Origin of the sequence: Marinomonas foliarum, assembly GCF_016906065.1 — a bacterium.
Lineage (GTDB): Bacteria > Pseudomonadota > Gammaproteobacteria > Pseudomonadales > Marinomonadaceae > Marinomonas > Marinomonas foliarum.
In genome coordinates this window covers 1,246,239-1,260,000 of record NZ_CP070273.1, presented here as the reverse complement: position 1 = coordinate 1,260,000, position 13,762 = coordinate 1,246,239, and the positions used below count along the sequence as shown (strand labels likewise).

General features: G+C 42.2%; 11 protein-coding genes and 2 rRNA genes (1 of these 13 running past the window's edge). 10 read left to right on the top strand and 3 right to left on the bottom strand.

The features are described from left to right. The 7 genes from JSY38_RS05835 to JSY38_RS05805 form a co-directional block, all read left to right on the top strand. Positions 1–2,877, top strand: a 23S ribosomal RNA gene (locus JSY38_RS05835) (it extends 13 nt beyond the left edge of the window). 227 nt (positions 2,878–3,104) lie between these two features. Further along, a 5S ribosomal RNA gene (rrf, locus tag JSY38_RS05830) occupies positions 3,105–3,219 on the top strand. A gap of 1,079 nt (positions 3,220–4,298) precedes the next feature. Continuing rightward, positions 4,299–4,508, top strand: a complete 210-nt coding sequence (locus JSY38_RS05825; protein ID WP_024024079.1) for a cold-shock protein — start codon at positions 4,299–4,301, stop codon at positions 4,506–4,508. A 177-nt stretch (positions 4,509–4,685) separates the two neighbouring features. Then, positions 4,686–5,231: a DUF2058 domain-containing protein gene (locus tag JSY38_RS05820; RefSeq protein ID WP_205115782.1), complete on the top strand. Its 546-nt coding sequence runs from the start codon at positions 4,686–4,688 to the stop codon at positions 5,229–5,231. Between the two features lie 690 nt (positions 5,232–5,921). Further along, on the top strand, positions 5,922–6,854 hold the full coding sequence (locus JSY38_RS05815; protein ID WP_205115780.1) for a porin: 933 nt from the start codon (positions 5,922–5,924) through the stop codon (positions 6,852–6,854). Between the two features lie 252 nt (positions 6,855–7,106). Beyond that, a complete protein-coding gene (locus JSY38_RS05810) occupies positions 7,107–7,745 on the top strand; it encodes a cupin domain-containing protein (protein WP_205115778.1) in 639 nt (212 codons plus the stop codon). 31 nt (positions 7,746–7,776) lie between these two features. Further along, positions 7,777–8,484 (top strand): fumarylacetoacetate hydrolase family protein, encoded by a 708-nt coding sequence (locus tag JSY38_RS05805; RefSeq protein ID WP_205115776.1) that lies wholly within the window; start codon positions 7,777–7,779, stop codon positions 8,482–8,484. Here the strand turns inward: JSY38_RS05805 and JSY38_RS05800 are convergent. Then, entirely contained in the window at positions 8,474–8,932 is a 459-nt protein-coding gene (locus tag JSY38_RS05800) for a tRNA-uridine aminocarboxypropyltransferase (RefSeq protein ID WP_205115774.1), read from the bottom strand. The two genes, JSY38_RS05805 and JSY38_RS05800, sit on opposite strands and share 11 nt — an antisense overlap. Positions 8,933–9,064: 132 nt before the next feature. Continuing rightward, positions 9,065–10,276 carry an ammonium transporter gene (locus JSY38_RS05795; protein ID WP_205115772.1) on the bottom strand — a complete coding sequence of 404 codons (1,212 nt, stop codon included), beginning with the start codon at positions 10,274–10,276 and terminating at the stop codon, positions 9,065–9,067. Positions 10,277–10,716: 440 nt separating this feature from the next. Here JSY38_RS05795 and JSY38_RS05790 point away from each other — a divergent pair, with 440 nt between their 5' ends. Together JSY38_RS05790 and JSY38_RS05785 are read left to right on the top strand one after the other, a co-directional pair. Beyond that, positions 10,717–10,929 (top strand): cold-shock protein, encoded by a 213-nt coding sequence (locus JSY38_RS05790; RefSeq protein ID WP_114413611.1) that lies wholly within the window; start codon positions 10,717–10,719, stop codon positions 10,927–10,929. A gap of 121 nt (positions 10,930–11,050) precedes the next feature. After that, positions 11,051–11,716, top strand: a complete 666-nt coding sequence (locus tag JSY38_RS05785; protein ID WP_205115770.1) for a glutathione S-transferase — start codon at positions 11,051–11,053, stop codon at positions 11,714–11,716. Between the two features lie 15 nt (positions 11,717–11,731). On the opposite strand, the gene JSY38_RS05780 is transcribed toward JSY38_RS05785, so the two are convergent. After that, complete coding sequence (locus JSY38_RS05780) at positions 11,732–12,574, bottom strand: outer membrane protein assembly factor BamD (protein ID WP_114413609.1); 843 nt, start codon at positions 12,572–12,574, stop codon at positions 11,732–11,734. 159 nt (positions 12,575–12,733) lie between these two features. Between JSY38_RS05780 and rluD the strand changes: the two genes are divergently transcribed. Then, positions 12,734–13,717, top strand: a complete 984-nt coding sequence (rluD, locus tag JSY38_RS05775; RefSeq protein ID WP_114413608.1) for a 23S rRNA pseudouridine(1911/1915/1917) synthase RluD — start codon at positions 12,734–12,736, stop codon at positions 13,715–13,717. The last annotated feature ends 45 nt before the right edge of the window (positions 13,718–13,762 follow it).

Sequence of the window (13,762 nt, the reverse complement as noted above, 5' to 3'; positions counted from 1 at the left end):
AGCGTGCACGGTGGATGCCTTGGCAGTCAGAGGCGATGAAGGACGTGGTAATCTGCGAAAAGGTTCGGGGAGTCGATAAACAGACTTTGATCCGAACATGTCCGAATGGGGAAACCCACTCTACTTGTAGAGTATCCCACAGTGAATACATAGCTGTGTGGAGGCGAACCCGGGGAACTGAAACATCTAAGTACCCGGAGGAAAAGAAATCAACCGAGATTCCCTAAGTAGCGGCGAGCGAAAGGGGATTAGCCCTTAAGTGGTTTTGGTGTTAGTAGAAGGCTCTGGAAAGTGCCGCGATAGAGGGTGATAGCCCCGTATACGAAAACACCTTAATCATGAAAACGAGTAGGACGGGACACGTGTTATCCTGTCTGAATATGGGGGGACCATCCTCCAAGGCTAAATACTCCTGACTGACCGATAGTGAACCAGTACCGTGAGGGAAAGGCGAAAAGAACCCCTGTGAGGGGAGTGAAATAGATCCTGAAACCGTGTACGTACAAGCAGTGGGAGCGGACTTGTTCCGTGACTGCGTACCTTTTGTATAATGGGTCAACGACTTATTTTCAGTAGCAAGGTTAAGCACATAGTGGAGCCGTAGGGAAACCGAGTCTTAATAGGGCGTTTAGTTGCTGGGAATAGACCCGAAACCGGGCGATCTATCCATGAGCAGGTTGAAGGTTGAGTAACATCAACTGGAGGACCGAACCCACATCCGTTGAAAAGGCTGGGGATGACTTGTGGATAGGAGTGAAAGGCTAATCAAGCTCGGAGATAGCTGGTTCTCCTCGAAAGCTATTTAGGTAGCGCCTCGTATCTCACCATTGGGGGTAGAGCACTGTTTGGGCTAGGGGGTCATCCCGACTTACCAACCCCATGCAAACTCCGAATACCAATGAGTGCAATTACGGGAGACACACGGCGGGTGCTAACGTCCGTCGTGGAAAGGGAAACAACCCAGACCGTCAGCTAAGGTCCCAAAGTTACAGTTAAGTGGGAAACGATGTGGGAAGGCTTAGACAGCTAGGAGGTTGGCTTAGAAGCAGCCATCCTTTAAAGAAAGCGTAATAGCTCACTAGTCGAGTCGGCCTGCGCGGAAGATATAACGGGGCTCAAACTGTACACCGAAGCTACGGATGCTTAGTTTACTAGGCATGGTAGAGGAGCGTTCTGTAAGCCGTTGAAGGTCAAGCTGTAAGGCAGGCTGGAGGTATCAGAAGTGCGAATGTTGACATGAGTAACGATAAGGGGAGTGAAAAACTCCCCCGCCGGAAGACCAAGGTTTCCTGTCCCATGTTAATCAGGGCAGGGTGAGTCGGCCCCTAAGGCGAGGCAGAAATGCGTAGTCGATGGGAAACAGGTTAATATTCCTGTACTCGTACATATTGCGATGGAGAGACGGAGAAGGCTAGGCCAGCACAGCGATGGTTGTCTGTGTTTAAGGCGGTAGGTTTGGGACTTAGGCAAATCCGGGTCCCTTTAAGACCGAGAACTGACGACGAGCCCTCTTTTGGGCGAAGTGGTTGATGCCATGCTTCCAGGAAAAACTTCTAAGCTTCAGATATGATCGAACCGTACCCCAAACCGACACAGGTGGTCAGGTAGAGAATACCAAGGCGCTTGAGAGAACTCGGGTGAAGGAACTAGGCAAAATGGTACCGTAACTTCGGGAGAAGGTACGCCGGCCGGTGTGAAGGACTTGCTCCGTAAGCACTAGTCGGTCGAAGATACCAGGTGGCTGCGACTGTTTATTAAAAACACAGCACTCTGCAAACACGAAAGTGGACGTATAGGGTGTGACGCCTGCCCGGTGCTTGAAGGTTAATTGATGGGGTTAGCGCAAGCGAAGCTCTTGATCGAAGCCCAAGTAAACGGCGGCCGTAACTATAACGGTCCTAAGGTAGCGAAATTCCTTGTCGGGTAAGTTCCGACCTGCACGAATGGCGTAACGATGGCCACACTGTCTCCACCCGAGACTCAGTGAAATTGAAATCGCAGTGAAGATGCTGTGTATCCGCGGCTAGACGGAAAGACCCCGTGAACCTTTACTATAGCTTCACAGTGAACTTTGAACCTACTTGTGTAGGATAGGTGGGAGGCTTTGAAGTGCAGACGCCAGTTTGCATGGAGCCACTCTTGAAATACCACCCTGGTATGTTTGAGGTTCTAACTCAGGTCCCTTATCGGGATCGAGGACACTGTGTGGTGGGTAGTTTGACTGGGGCGGTCTCCTCCCAAAGAGTAACGGAGGAGCACGAAGGTGTGCTCAGCATGGTCGGAAATCATGCATAGAGTGTAAAGGCAAAAGCACGCTTAACTGCGAGACAGACACGTCGAGCAGGTACGAAAGTAGGTCTTAGTGATCCGGTGGTTCTGTATGGAAGGGCCATCGCTCAACGGATAAAAGGTACTCCGGGGATAACAGGCTGATACCGCCCAAGAGTTCACATCGACGGCGGTGTTTGGCACCTCGATGTCGGCTCATCACATCCTGGGGCTGAAGCCGGTCCCAAGGGTATGGCTGTTCGCCATTTAAAGTGGTACGCGAGCTGGGTTTAGAACGTCGTGAGACAGTTCGGTCCCTATCTGCCGTGGACGTTTGAGATTTGAGAGGAGCTGCTCCTAGTACGAGAGGACCGGAGTGGACGAACCTCTGGTGTTCCGGTTGTCACGCCAGTGGCATTGCCGGGTAGCTATGTTCGGACGGGATAACCGCTGAAAGCATCTAAGCGGGAAGCCTCCCTTAAGATAAGATCTCACTGGGACATAAGTCCCCTAAAGAGCCGTTCGAGACTAGGACGTTGATAGGTTGGGTGTGTAAGTGCTGTGAGGCATTGAGCTAACCAATACTAATTGCTCGTGAGGCTTGACCATATAACACCAAAGTGGTTTTGGATGAGAAAAGTGAAAGCTCAATCTCATCAAAATGACAAAGACACAGATACGATAAAGCATCAGCAATGATGAGCATCGGTTTAATACTTGATCCACGTTATTTCAAAATGAATTGTTAAAGATCCAAGCACGTATTCGCGTGTTTTGAGACAAGTCGAAAGACAATGCAATCAACGCATAGCTCAAAACAAACGCAAAACGAATTGCTTGACGATCATAGAAGCGTTGAACCACCTGATCCCATCCCGAACTCAGAAGTGAAAAGCGCCATCGCCGATGGTAGTGTGGGAGATCCCATGTGAGAGTAGGTCGTCGTCAAGCTTTATATTAAGAGAAACCCCGTCCTGCTCAGCAGGTCGGGGTTTTTTCGTTATGGGGAATCACCATCGCCCATGCTAGTCTCGCAAGGGGATAAGTATGTGGGGCTCTTTATAACAGACAGGCATGTAAGAGTAGATCGTCCCGCAATAGGGGAAGTATCATCAAGCTTTATATTAACAAGGCCCTGATAGCTATGCTGTCAGGGCTTTTTTTCGTCTTAAAGAAATGCAAAGTCATCTGGGTTAGCAATAAGCCTCGCAGCACTCGCTTAGCCATTTGCTCCGCTTATGCCTGTCTCATCCTTCGACGGTCTGTGCGAATTTAGTGTTAAGATGGAATGAGTCAGCATAAAGATTTTTTTGATTCGTTAAAGACGGATGTGAGGGTTTAAAGTGCCTTTTATCCGATTTTCTGTTGTCTGTTTCGCAAGCTGAAGGTGAATCAAATATTAATACTCTTTAGGTAAGTTGTTGTCTTGTAATGCAGCTGTTTTTTTTGCGTAATACCTAGAAAGTAGTGGAAATCAATTGAATCTATAGTCGTTCATGCAGGAGAAGATTGTGAGGATTTAACTGTATGCGCCTTCACTATCTAATAAATTTATTGCTGATTTTTCAGGTCTGTAATGTGTTTTATGGGTATAAAAAGAATTAGTTTCGCCTCCAATGGGTGTATTTCGCTCCTTTCGGACTTTACATTCACGCATAGCATCTTTATGAAACTTATGAAAGGTAGGTGTTTCTGAGAAAAAATATGGTATTTTCTATTTTATTTTTAAGGTTTGAAAATAAATAAAATCCTTTAAATACATATAGATATGATTTTTTTATCTTTATTCTGATGCTTATATCGTCAAGTCTTGTAATTTTTTTTTAAAACTTGATTGACCCAGTGCTTGAAAGCGGACTACAATCAGTTTCGTTTAAAAGAGTTGGCAATATTTATGTCCAGAGTTGCGAATATTACGTCATGTATGTTCGGTCCTGTTAAGTCATAAGTAATACCGAGTTTTTTTAGCACTATAACGGAAGCGATTTACGCTTACGTATAAATTAACTTAACCTACAGGATAAACAGACATGTCTGACGTAGTAACTGGTACAGTAAAATTTTTCAACGAAACTAAAGGTTTCGGTTTCATCACTCAGGATTCTGGTCCTGATGTTTTTGTTCACTTCTCTGCAATCAACACTTCTGGTTTCAAAACTTTGGCTGAAGGCCAAAAAGTTGAATTCCAAGTAGCTCAAGGCAAAAAAGGCCCAGAAGCTCAAAACGTTACTCCTCTTTAATTAAGAGTTAACGTTGCTGAGGTTTTACTCAGCAGTGCGAATGCTAAAAAGCGACTTTATAGTCGCTTTTTTTGTTTTTGTTGTTTGTATGGCTTTAAAGGTATTAATTTTTTTATTAGCTCCTTTAATGCTTCATAGCAAAATAGAAATAATTGTTTGTATAAGGGGAGATATTCAATGGCTGCGAAATCACTGCAGGAGCAATTATTAGGTGTTGGGCTTGTAGATAAAAAAAAGGTAAAAAAGCTAAAAGCAGAATCTTTACAGCATAAGCAAAAGGTAAAAAAGGGAAAGGCTGCGCCAACTGACATGGATGATCGGCAAGAGGTGTTAAAGCGTCAGCGTGATGAGAAAGCAGAAAAAGATAAGCAGTTAAATCTAGAGCGTCAAAAGCTTATAGAAGAAAAGGCTATTCATGGACAAATTAGACAGATGATAGAGCAAAACCGTATAAAAAAAGAAAGCGGTGATATTTCTTATCATTTTACAGATAATAAAAAAGTTAAGAAATTGTATGTCAGTCAATCTATGCATAATGATTTAAGCTACGGTCGTTTGGCGATAGTAAAGCTTGATGAAGCATATGAGCTTATTGCTGAACCTGTTGCTGTGAAAATAACGGAGCGTGATTCTTCTTATGTGCTAGTGTGTAATAATCGAACCGAAAGTCTTGATGATGACCCTTATGCAGACTTCCAGATTCCAGACGATTTGATGTGGTAGCTTACTCAGTGAAAGTTGATTAGCTTAAAAATGAAAATTATTTCTTGCACAATCCATTAAGTCAGGATAGTGTAATATTTAGGCAGAGGGCAAAGGAATTGTCCATGCCTCCAGGATGGAGGCTCTGTCTCCTTTCAGGAAGGAACAGAGCTGCAAGGATGCAGCGGAAATTTTTCCAAGAACTTCTCCTTAAATAGACTCCACTACATATAATTAGCTCAATTGCTAAGCTGCTTATTATTTGCATTGTATGCATTCTCTATGAATCCTACTTTAGATTCTATGGTTTTCATCACCTCTCTGATTCTTAATTATTTTTCTGATTCCTCCGCACTGCCGCTCTTTTAAGTTCTTTCTTCTCCTTTCAATGTGCTTTTCTGTAGATTAAATCTTATTTCACGTTTAATTTTTCACACTTTGTTATTTTTATATGCACATTATTTTCGAAACGAAGATGAGTTTTTTATTAACCTATTGATTATAGGTGTTTTTTTTTAATTGAGCTGATTACTCTCCGTTTTTCGTCCTTTATTTGTGACTTATTTCATATAAACAGCACTCAGGATGAATTGTTTGTGCATGCATGATGCACCTACTTGTGAATTTCTGCGAAATCTTTAGATTAATTGACTGTTGCTTGCAATGTTCAAGCGCCTACAAGAAAGCTATATATTTTAAAGGGAAACGAGAATGAAAAAATCGATTATTGCTATCGCAGTATCTAGCGCTGCTTTTGCTGCTGTATCTGTTCATGCTGCTGAAGGTTCTACAGTAGACGTTTACGGTAACATCCAATATGCATACACAGATAAAGATGCTGGTGATGAATTTAAAGATAACGGTTCGACTTTTGGTTTTAAAGGCGAAACAACAATCAATGAAGATTTGACTGCTTTCTTCAAGTACGAGCTTGAAGCTAATGCTGATGAGAAGAACACTGTTTCAACTCGTCTTGATCAAGCTTTTGTTGGTTTGAAAGGTAACTTCGGTAAAGTACAAGTTGGCTCTTTCGATTCTATCTACAACAATGCAATCCAAGATTCTGTTGACCAGTTTGAAAACTTATCTTTCAAGAATAACACTACGACAACTGAAGGCGATACTATCGCTTACTTCTCGCCTTCAATGAATGGCTTTGAAATTCAGCTTTCTACTCAAGTCACGGGTGATGCAGCTGAAATTCCTACAGCTACAGGTGACGATTTGCAGACTGAAGATGGCGCTAGTGTAACTGGTGTAGTTAAATACTCTACAGGCGCTTTGGTGCTAGCTTTAGGTTATGATCAAAATGGTAACTATGTAGATGGGGAAAACACTATCGGTTTGAATGTTGGTTACCAAGTGATGCCAGCTTTGAATGTGAGTGCAAAATTTGAAACTACTAAAGATACGCAGGATACATTTGGCCTAGCTGCTCGTTATGGCTACGGTGCTGGTGATGTTTACGCTTCTGCACAAGTTATCTCTCCAGAGACTGGTGATGACTACAACGAGTTTGGTGCTGGCGTAACATACAGCCTAGCGTCAAATGTTTATGTATACGGCGAAGTAGCTAGCATCGAAGCTAACTCTACTGCTGATTCCGATACTCAAACAGCTGTTGGTGTTTACTACGGTTTCTAAGGTCCTCTCCTAGAAGATTTTATTTACTCTAAGGCTCCTGTTGTTCGATAAGGTGGGAGCCTTATGTTAAATGCGATCATTCAAGGTTCCATATCTCTTCTCTTGTAGGCGATTGTTGGAACATTTTGGCACTTGATGGAAACATCAAGTGCTTTTTTTTATTTTGAAAGCTTTTATTCTTAATATTACAAATACTTGATTGTTATTTGACCAAACCGTTACACTGAAGTTTTCCTGTGATTGGCGGTTTTTATGCTTAATATGGACTTTACCCAAGCTGTATTGATCGATACAAATAAACTTGATTGGGTAGCAAGTCCCATGCCTGGTGTTTTTAGAAAGCCATTGGCTAGGGAGGGGGCTGAACGGGGTCATGCAACTAGCCTTGTGCAGTACAAGGCTGGATCAGTTTTTCGCCCTCATCCACACCCTCTGGGTGAAGAAATATTGGTGTTATCAGGTGTTTTTTCTGATCAACAAGGTGACTTCGAGGCGGGAAGTTACTTTAGAAACCCTCCCGGTACTAGTCATGCTCCTCATAGTGAAAATGGGTGCTTGTTGCTCGTCAAGTTACATCAGTTTCAGTCGTCCGATTTAAATCAAGTCTCTATAACTACCCCTAAAATCTGGTCATCTAATAAGTCCGAAATCTTGCCGCTGTATATGTTTGGTATGGAGTGTGTGTGGCTTGTTAGGATTCAAAATGGTGACAATTTATTAAGTGAATTAGACTTACCTAGTTCTGTTGAATTATTTGTTATCTCAGGTCAGGCTAGTTACGGTGAGCGTCTATTATCATCTGGCATGTGGTTTCGTGAGCCAGAATTTTTGTCAAATCAATGGAGTGTAGAATCGAGCTGCTTTATTTGGCTAAAGTCGGGACATTTCTAAATCGTCTATTAATGAGAATATTGAGGTATTTGTGAAGCATATTGTACCAGAGCAAAAACGAGTGGTTTTGCCGATAGTTGAAAGTGATGAGTGCTTCCCTGTAGGACGAGTTTACTGTGTTGGTCGGAATTATGCTGAGCACTCGAGAGAAATGGGTGATGACCCTGAAAGAGATCCGCCATTTTTCTTTGCTAAAGACGCTTCTAATGTTGTGCCTGTTAGCTTTTCAGATACGTTGTCTATTCGTTACCCAATGGCTTCTAAGCAGTTTGAGTATGAAGTTGAACTTGTTGTGGCGATTGGTAAAGGAGGGCGTAATCTGACGCTAGGACAAGCTAGTGAGGCTGTTCTTGGCTACGCTGTTGGTTTGGATATGACTCGGCGGGATCTTCAGGCGCAAGCTAAGAAGAAAGGCCGTCCATGGGAGGTTGGAAAGTCCTTTGATGAATCCGCGCCAATCAGCCCAATCCTCCTGAAAACAGATCAGCTTACCAAGCAAATATTGAATGCAGAAATTGGTTTAAAAGTGAATGGTGACTTGAAGCAAATTAGTCACATTTCCAATCTTACTTGGTCTATTGAAGAAGTTATCTGTAAATTATCAGAGGTATTTGAGTTGCGACCTGGTGATTTAATTATGACAGGTACGCCCGAAAATGTTGGTGCAGTTACTTCGGGTGATGAAATGACTGCTTGGGTGGATTCTATAGGTGAGATTCGAGTTTGTGTTACTGATTAAATTCTGTGAATCTACTTTGTAAGATAGGCGCTAACGGGTGGTTATATTCATTTAATAGATGAATAGCCACTTCCGCAGTACACAGGCCTGTTGTCTTTTGATTTCTGCGTTTGCTGTAAACTGACTTTATGTCTTTGATTTCATAGTGTGTGAATTTTTTTAGATATGGGGATTGATTGTACATTTTTCGTGCTTGCTGCCAAGTGCCGTCAATGACAATAATGTTCTCTATATTGAGCGTGTTCGAGATGCTTTGCGGGGAGTCTGCATTGTTATCTGGGTAGATAAGTAAGCTATTATCTGGTGATAAGTTAATTATGTCTGGGCTAGGGGCAACTCTAGACCAGATTATGACTTTGCAATCAGAGCCCATTATTTCTTCTACTAATTTACCCGTCCCTGTTTTCTTTTTGAGTTCTTCACTGTGTGTTAACAGCCAAATAATCATGTGCTTTTTTGCCTAAGTAAATCTTTATTATGGGGATTGTACTCATAGTGGGCTCTATTATGAATTAAAAAAGAGCTCCTCTTGTTTTGTGACAAGAAGAGCTATTTCAGATTGGCAGAATACAATAGAGTTTTATTCTTTACCTATCGAACCTATTTTATGGATAGATAAATCTGCGCCATTAAATTCATCTTCTTCATTTAGTCGCAATCCGCTAATGACTTTAATTGCGCTATAAACAGCAAAACCACTTATGGTCGCAACGGCAATACCGGCAATACTTCCGACTAGTTGTGAAAGAAAGCTAACACCGCCTAGACCGCCAAACGATTCAGACCCAAATATACCTGCTGCGATCCCACCCCATGCCCCACAAACCCCATGTAATGGCCAAACACCGAGTACATCATCTGTATTTTTTAAATTTTGCTGAACATAGGTGAATAGCAGGGTGAATATCGCGCCAGCAAATGCGCCTGTTGCGAGCGCTCCTATTGGATGCATTATGTCTGACCCTGCGCAGATAGCCACAAGACCGGCTAGTGGGCCGTTGTGAATGAAGCCTGGGTCGTTTTTACCAAATATCATTGCGGTAATAATGCCGCCAACCATCGCCATTAAAGAGTTTACGGCGACGAGTCCACTGATGCCTTCTAGCGTTTGCGCTGACATAACATTAAAACCAAACCAGCCAATACAGAGTATCCAAGCGCCTAGAGCAAGAAATGGAATGTTTGAAGGGGCAAAGGCAACAAGTTTTCCTTGTTTGAATCGACCACGTCGCGTTCCTAATAAAACAATAGCTGTAAGAGCGACCCAGCCCCCAAATGCATGAACAACAACGGAGCCCGCAAAATCATGAAAGGGGGCGCCAAAGTGAGTTTCTAATAGATCCTGAAAGCCATAGTTGCCATTCCAGACAATGCCTTCAAAGAATGGGTACGCAACACCAACTATAATGGCGGATGATACCAGCATAGGGTAGAACTTAGCTCGTTCAGCAACGCCACCAGAGATGATTGCTGGAATGGCGGCGGCAAATGTCATTAAAAAGAAGAATTTAACTAGGCTGTATCCATTGTTTTGAGATAAAACGGCTGCGCTATCAAAAAAAGTAATGCCATAAGCGATTTGATACCCAACAAAAAAATAGACAAGCGCAGATATGGCAAAATCTGTCATGATTTTTACTAGCGCATTAACTTGGTTCTTGTGGCGTACTGTTCCTACTTCAAGAAAGGCGAAGCCGGCATGCATGGCAAATACCATCACGGCTCCAAGTAGGATGAAAAGCGTGTTTGAGCTGGATACGAGTATTTCAACTGCACTATTTGTGGGTGACACAGAGCGACTCCTGTTGTTTTTGCACTTATATGGTTCTCCATCTCCTCTTGTTGCTCTTGTTTAGGGCTTTTTTTATAGAGAATGGAGGGTTTCTTTATTATTTTGGTGTTTTTAAGCAAGATACATTCCATGTTGCGTTTTCTTGGTGCTTTTTTGAAGGTTTGTCCTGTGTGTGGTCTTTTTTGGTGCTTTTCTTGTTGTGTTGATTAATGTGCTGTGCCTATTTTTGTTTGGCCTACTAGATTTGTGGGCGTTTCAAAAATCTCAGCTTATATATACTTTCTATTTTATTTCTAACAACTTATTATCAAGAAGTGGCTATATTTATTAGTGCTAATGTACTTCTTAATTGGCTACATATTGTGTTTTTTTAAGATTGATAGCGTTTTAATTTAGTTAAAAAGATTGCTCGTTTAAGAGCAGCATAAAATGAGGTTGTTATGTCTGATCAGTTAGTTTCAGGAATTGTTAAGTGGTTTAATGACGAGAAAGGGTTTGGTTTTATTGAGCGTGAAGGTGGTGCAGATGTTTTTGTTCACTTTCGTGCGATAAATGGTAATGGGCGTCGTACTTTGCAAGAAGGCCAAAGTGTTACTTTTGAAGTGACTCAAGGCCAAAAAGGCCCTCAAGCTGAAAATGTAACTATTGTATAATTAGCTTGGTTATATTTAAAAAGCCATGTGTCCATTACGCTGTATTTTAGTTTCTTAGTGTGTTGGCGACATGGCTTTTTTATGTTTTTAATTTCAGCTATAGACTTTATAGGAGGAGGGTTTGCTCCCTGTTTTATATTCATTTAGGCGTTGCCCTTATGCAATCCGAGCAAGATATACCATCTCATTTTTGGGGTTGCATGTATATTTAAGAGAGGTAGATCTAAAATTTAAGCCGCAGACTTTGCTGTCGCTCGGTGGCCGCTCTAGTGTTCCTCAACTGATTGATGTTGAAGGAAGTCGTTATCCGGAAAGCTTAGATATCATATTCTGGGCACTTTCAAACGTAGAGTGCAGGTTAGATATAGAGTGCATGTGGCCAAAAGAAAGTGTGCAGAAAAGTAAAATGATGGCGTGGGTTCGATACAACGATAATGTATTTAAGGGGTGGCTTGATCGCTACAAATATGCAGACCGTTATCCTGAATGCAGTCAAAGCTATTATCATAAAAAAGGCGAAGTGTTCTTAAAACGCTTGGACAAGCGCTTGGCGAATAGGTCTTTTTTGTTTGGTGAAAAGGTGAGTGTTGCTGATATTGCTATATTTCCATTTATTCGCCAGTTTGCGGGGGTAGATCAAAAACGCTTTGATGAATCTCAGTATCATCATCTTAAACTGTGGCTAAAAGGTTTTTTAGATAGTTCTCTATTCAAAGACGTCGTTATGAAAAAACATTCTGTTTGGGTAAGTGGGCGGGAAGAAGTTATCTTCCCACCCAATAAATAATCTAGGTTATTTATGTTAGCCCATTAAACCGAATGTAACCCAATATAGAAAACTAGGGTCTGCATCATTTGGTAGTTCGAGTTGGATAAATTTACCCTCCTCATCTAGATGCTTTGATTCAGGGAAGTTTTGTTTTAGCACCGCTAGATTTGTATTTGCCAAGTCCGTTTGTTGCAAATCCATATAAGACTGAATGCTGATAGCAAGTGCTTCTTCGACAGATCGAGTGCTAGGGTAGTGTAAAATCACTTCTTGGCTTCTACGTAATGCTGAAAGAGGAGCCTTTCTTTTTAAGTAGTAGTTAGCCACTTTCAGTTCATGTCGTGAAACCATTTCGCGTAAATGAAACATGCGTGCTTTTGCGTCTGGTGCATATTTGCTATTTGGGAAGCGCGATGTGAAGTCCGCAAGTTCACTAAAAGCTCTGGATAATTCTTTTGAATCCCTTTCGCTTGGGTCTAAATCCAAGTAGCGAGACATAAAGCTTTCAGCGCCTTTGTAGGTTGAAAGAGCACGCATGTAATAGGCGTAATCTATAGAATCATGTTCGGGATGATTTTTGATAAAACGCTCAGTTGTAGAGTGTGCTGAAATGAAATCGCCAGCTTCCATTTGGGCATAGATTAAGTCCAGTTCTGCACGAGTACTGAACTCACCAAACGGGTAGCGAGAGTCTAAATCTTTTAAGTGTTTTATCGCGGTGGATGGAAGATTGTCTTCTAATGCTTGTTGCGCTTTATTGTAATAAACACGCTCAGGCAGGTCTGGTTCTTGTACTTGAGTACTTGAACAGGCTGCAATGAATAAAGAAAAACTTACTATTCCAGAGAATCGGAGCAACGAGTGATGAAATCCCATGTATAATCAAAACCTTGATATGGTAGTAGATTGGCCTCAATCGGCATTTTGTAGCGTTATACTGCGAAAGATGAAGAAGAGCAAGGCGCTACACGTTTTTTCACATTTAGCTCAATGATAAATTTATTGAGCTGATAACAACAGACTAAAGTACATTGTATGGCAGAGCGAATAGTAAAAGAAGCCCAAGTTCCTTTCGATTTGGGAGGAAGCCGGTTTGATCAGATTGCAACAGAGTTGTTTAGCGATTATTCCCGTTCTCGTATCCAGTCATGGATCAAGGAAGGGGTTTTAAAAGTTGACGGAAAAATCACGAAGCCTAAAGAGAAGTTGTTTGGTGGTGAAACTGTGTCTCTGGATATTGTCATTGAGGCCCAAGAAGATCATGAGGCGCAAGAGATGGATCTTGACGTCGTTTATGAAGATGACGACATCATGATTGTTAATAAGCCTGCAGGCTTGGTAGTCCATCCTGCTGTGGGGAACCGAGATGGTACTTTGATGAATGCTATTCTTCATCATGCTCCAGAAACTGCGCACATTCCACGAGCTGGTATAGTGCATCGTTTAGATAAAGAGACGACAGGCTTAATGGTGGTTGCTAAAACATTGGCGGCGCAAACGGATCTGGTTGCTCAGTTACAAGAGCGCAGTATGGGGCGTGAGTATGAGGCGATTTCCATTGGTGTAATGACTGGGGGTGGTGTTGTTGATGAGCCTATTGGTCGTCATCCACATAACCGCCAAAAACAAGCAGTAGAGCCTGTCAATGGTAAAGATGCTGTAACGCATTATCGTCTGGTTGAACGCTTTAAAAATCACACTCATATTCGCTTAAAGCTTGAGACTGGCCGCACTCACCAAATTCGAGTTCATATGGCATTTATTCAGTATCCATTGGTTGGCGACCCGCAGTATGGTGGCCGTTTGAAAATGCCAAAAGCTTGCTCTCCTGAGTTGCAGGATGAGCTGCGTCATTTTCGCCGCCAAGCACTTCATGCTAAAAAGCTAGAGCTTTCTCACCCTATTACTGGTGAATGGATGCAATGGGAAATAGATTTGCCTGAAGACATGCAGAAATTGCTAGAGGCATTAAAGAAAGATATGGTGGAATCAGGTAGTAATGATTCTGAGTATTTTTAATAGAATAATGCATTTTGTAAAGGCAGCTTTGGCTGCCTTTTTGTT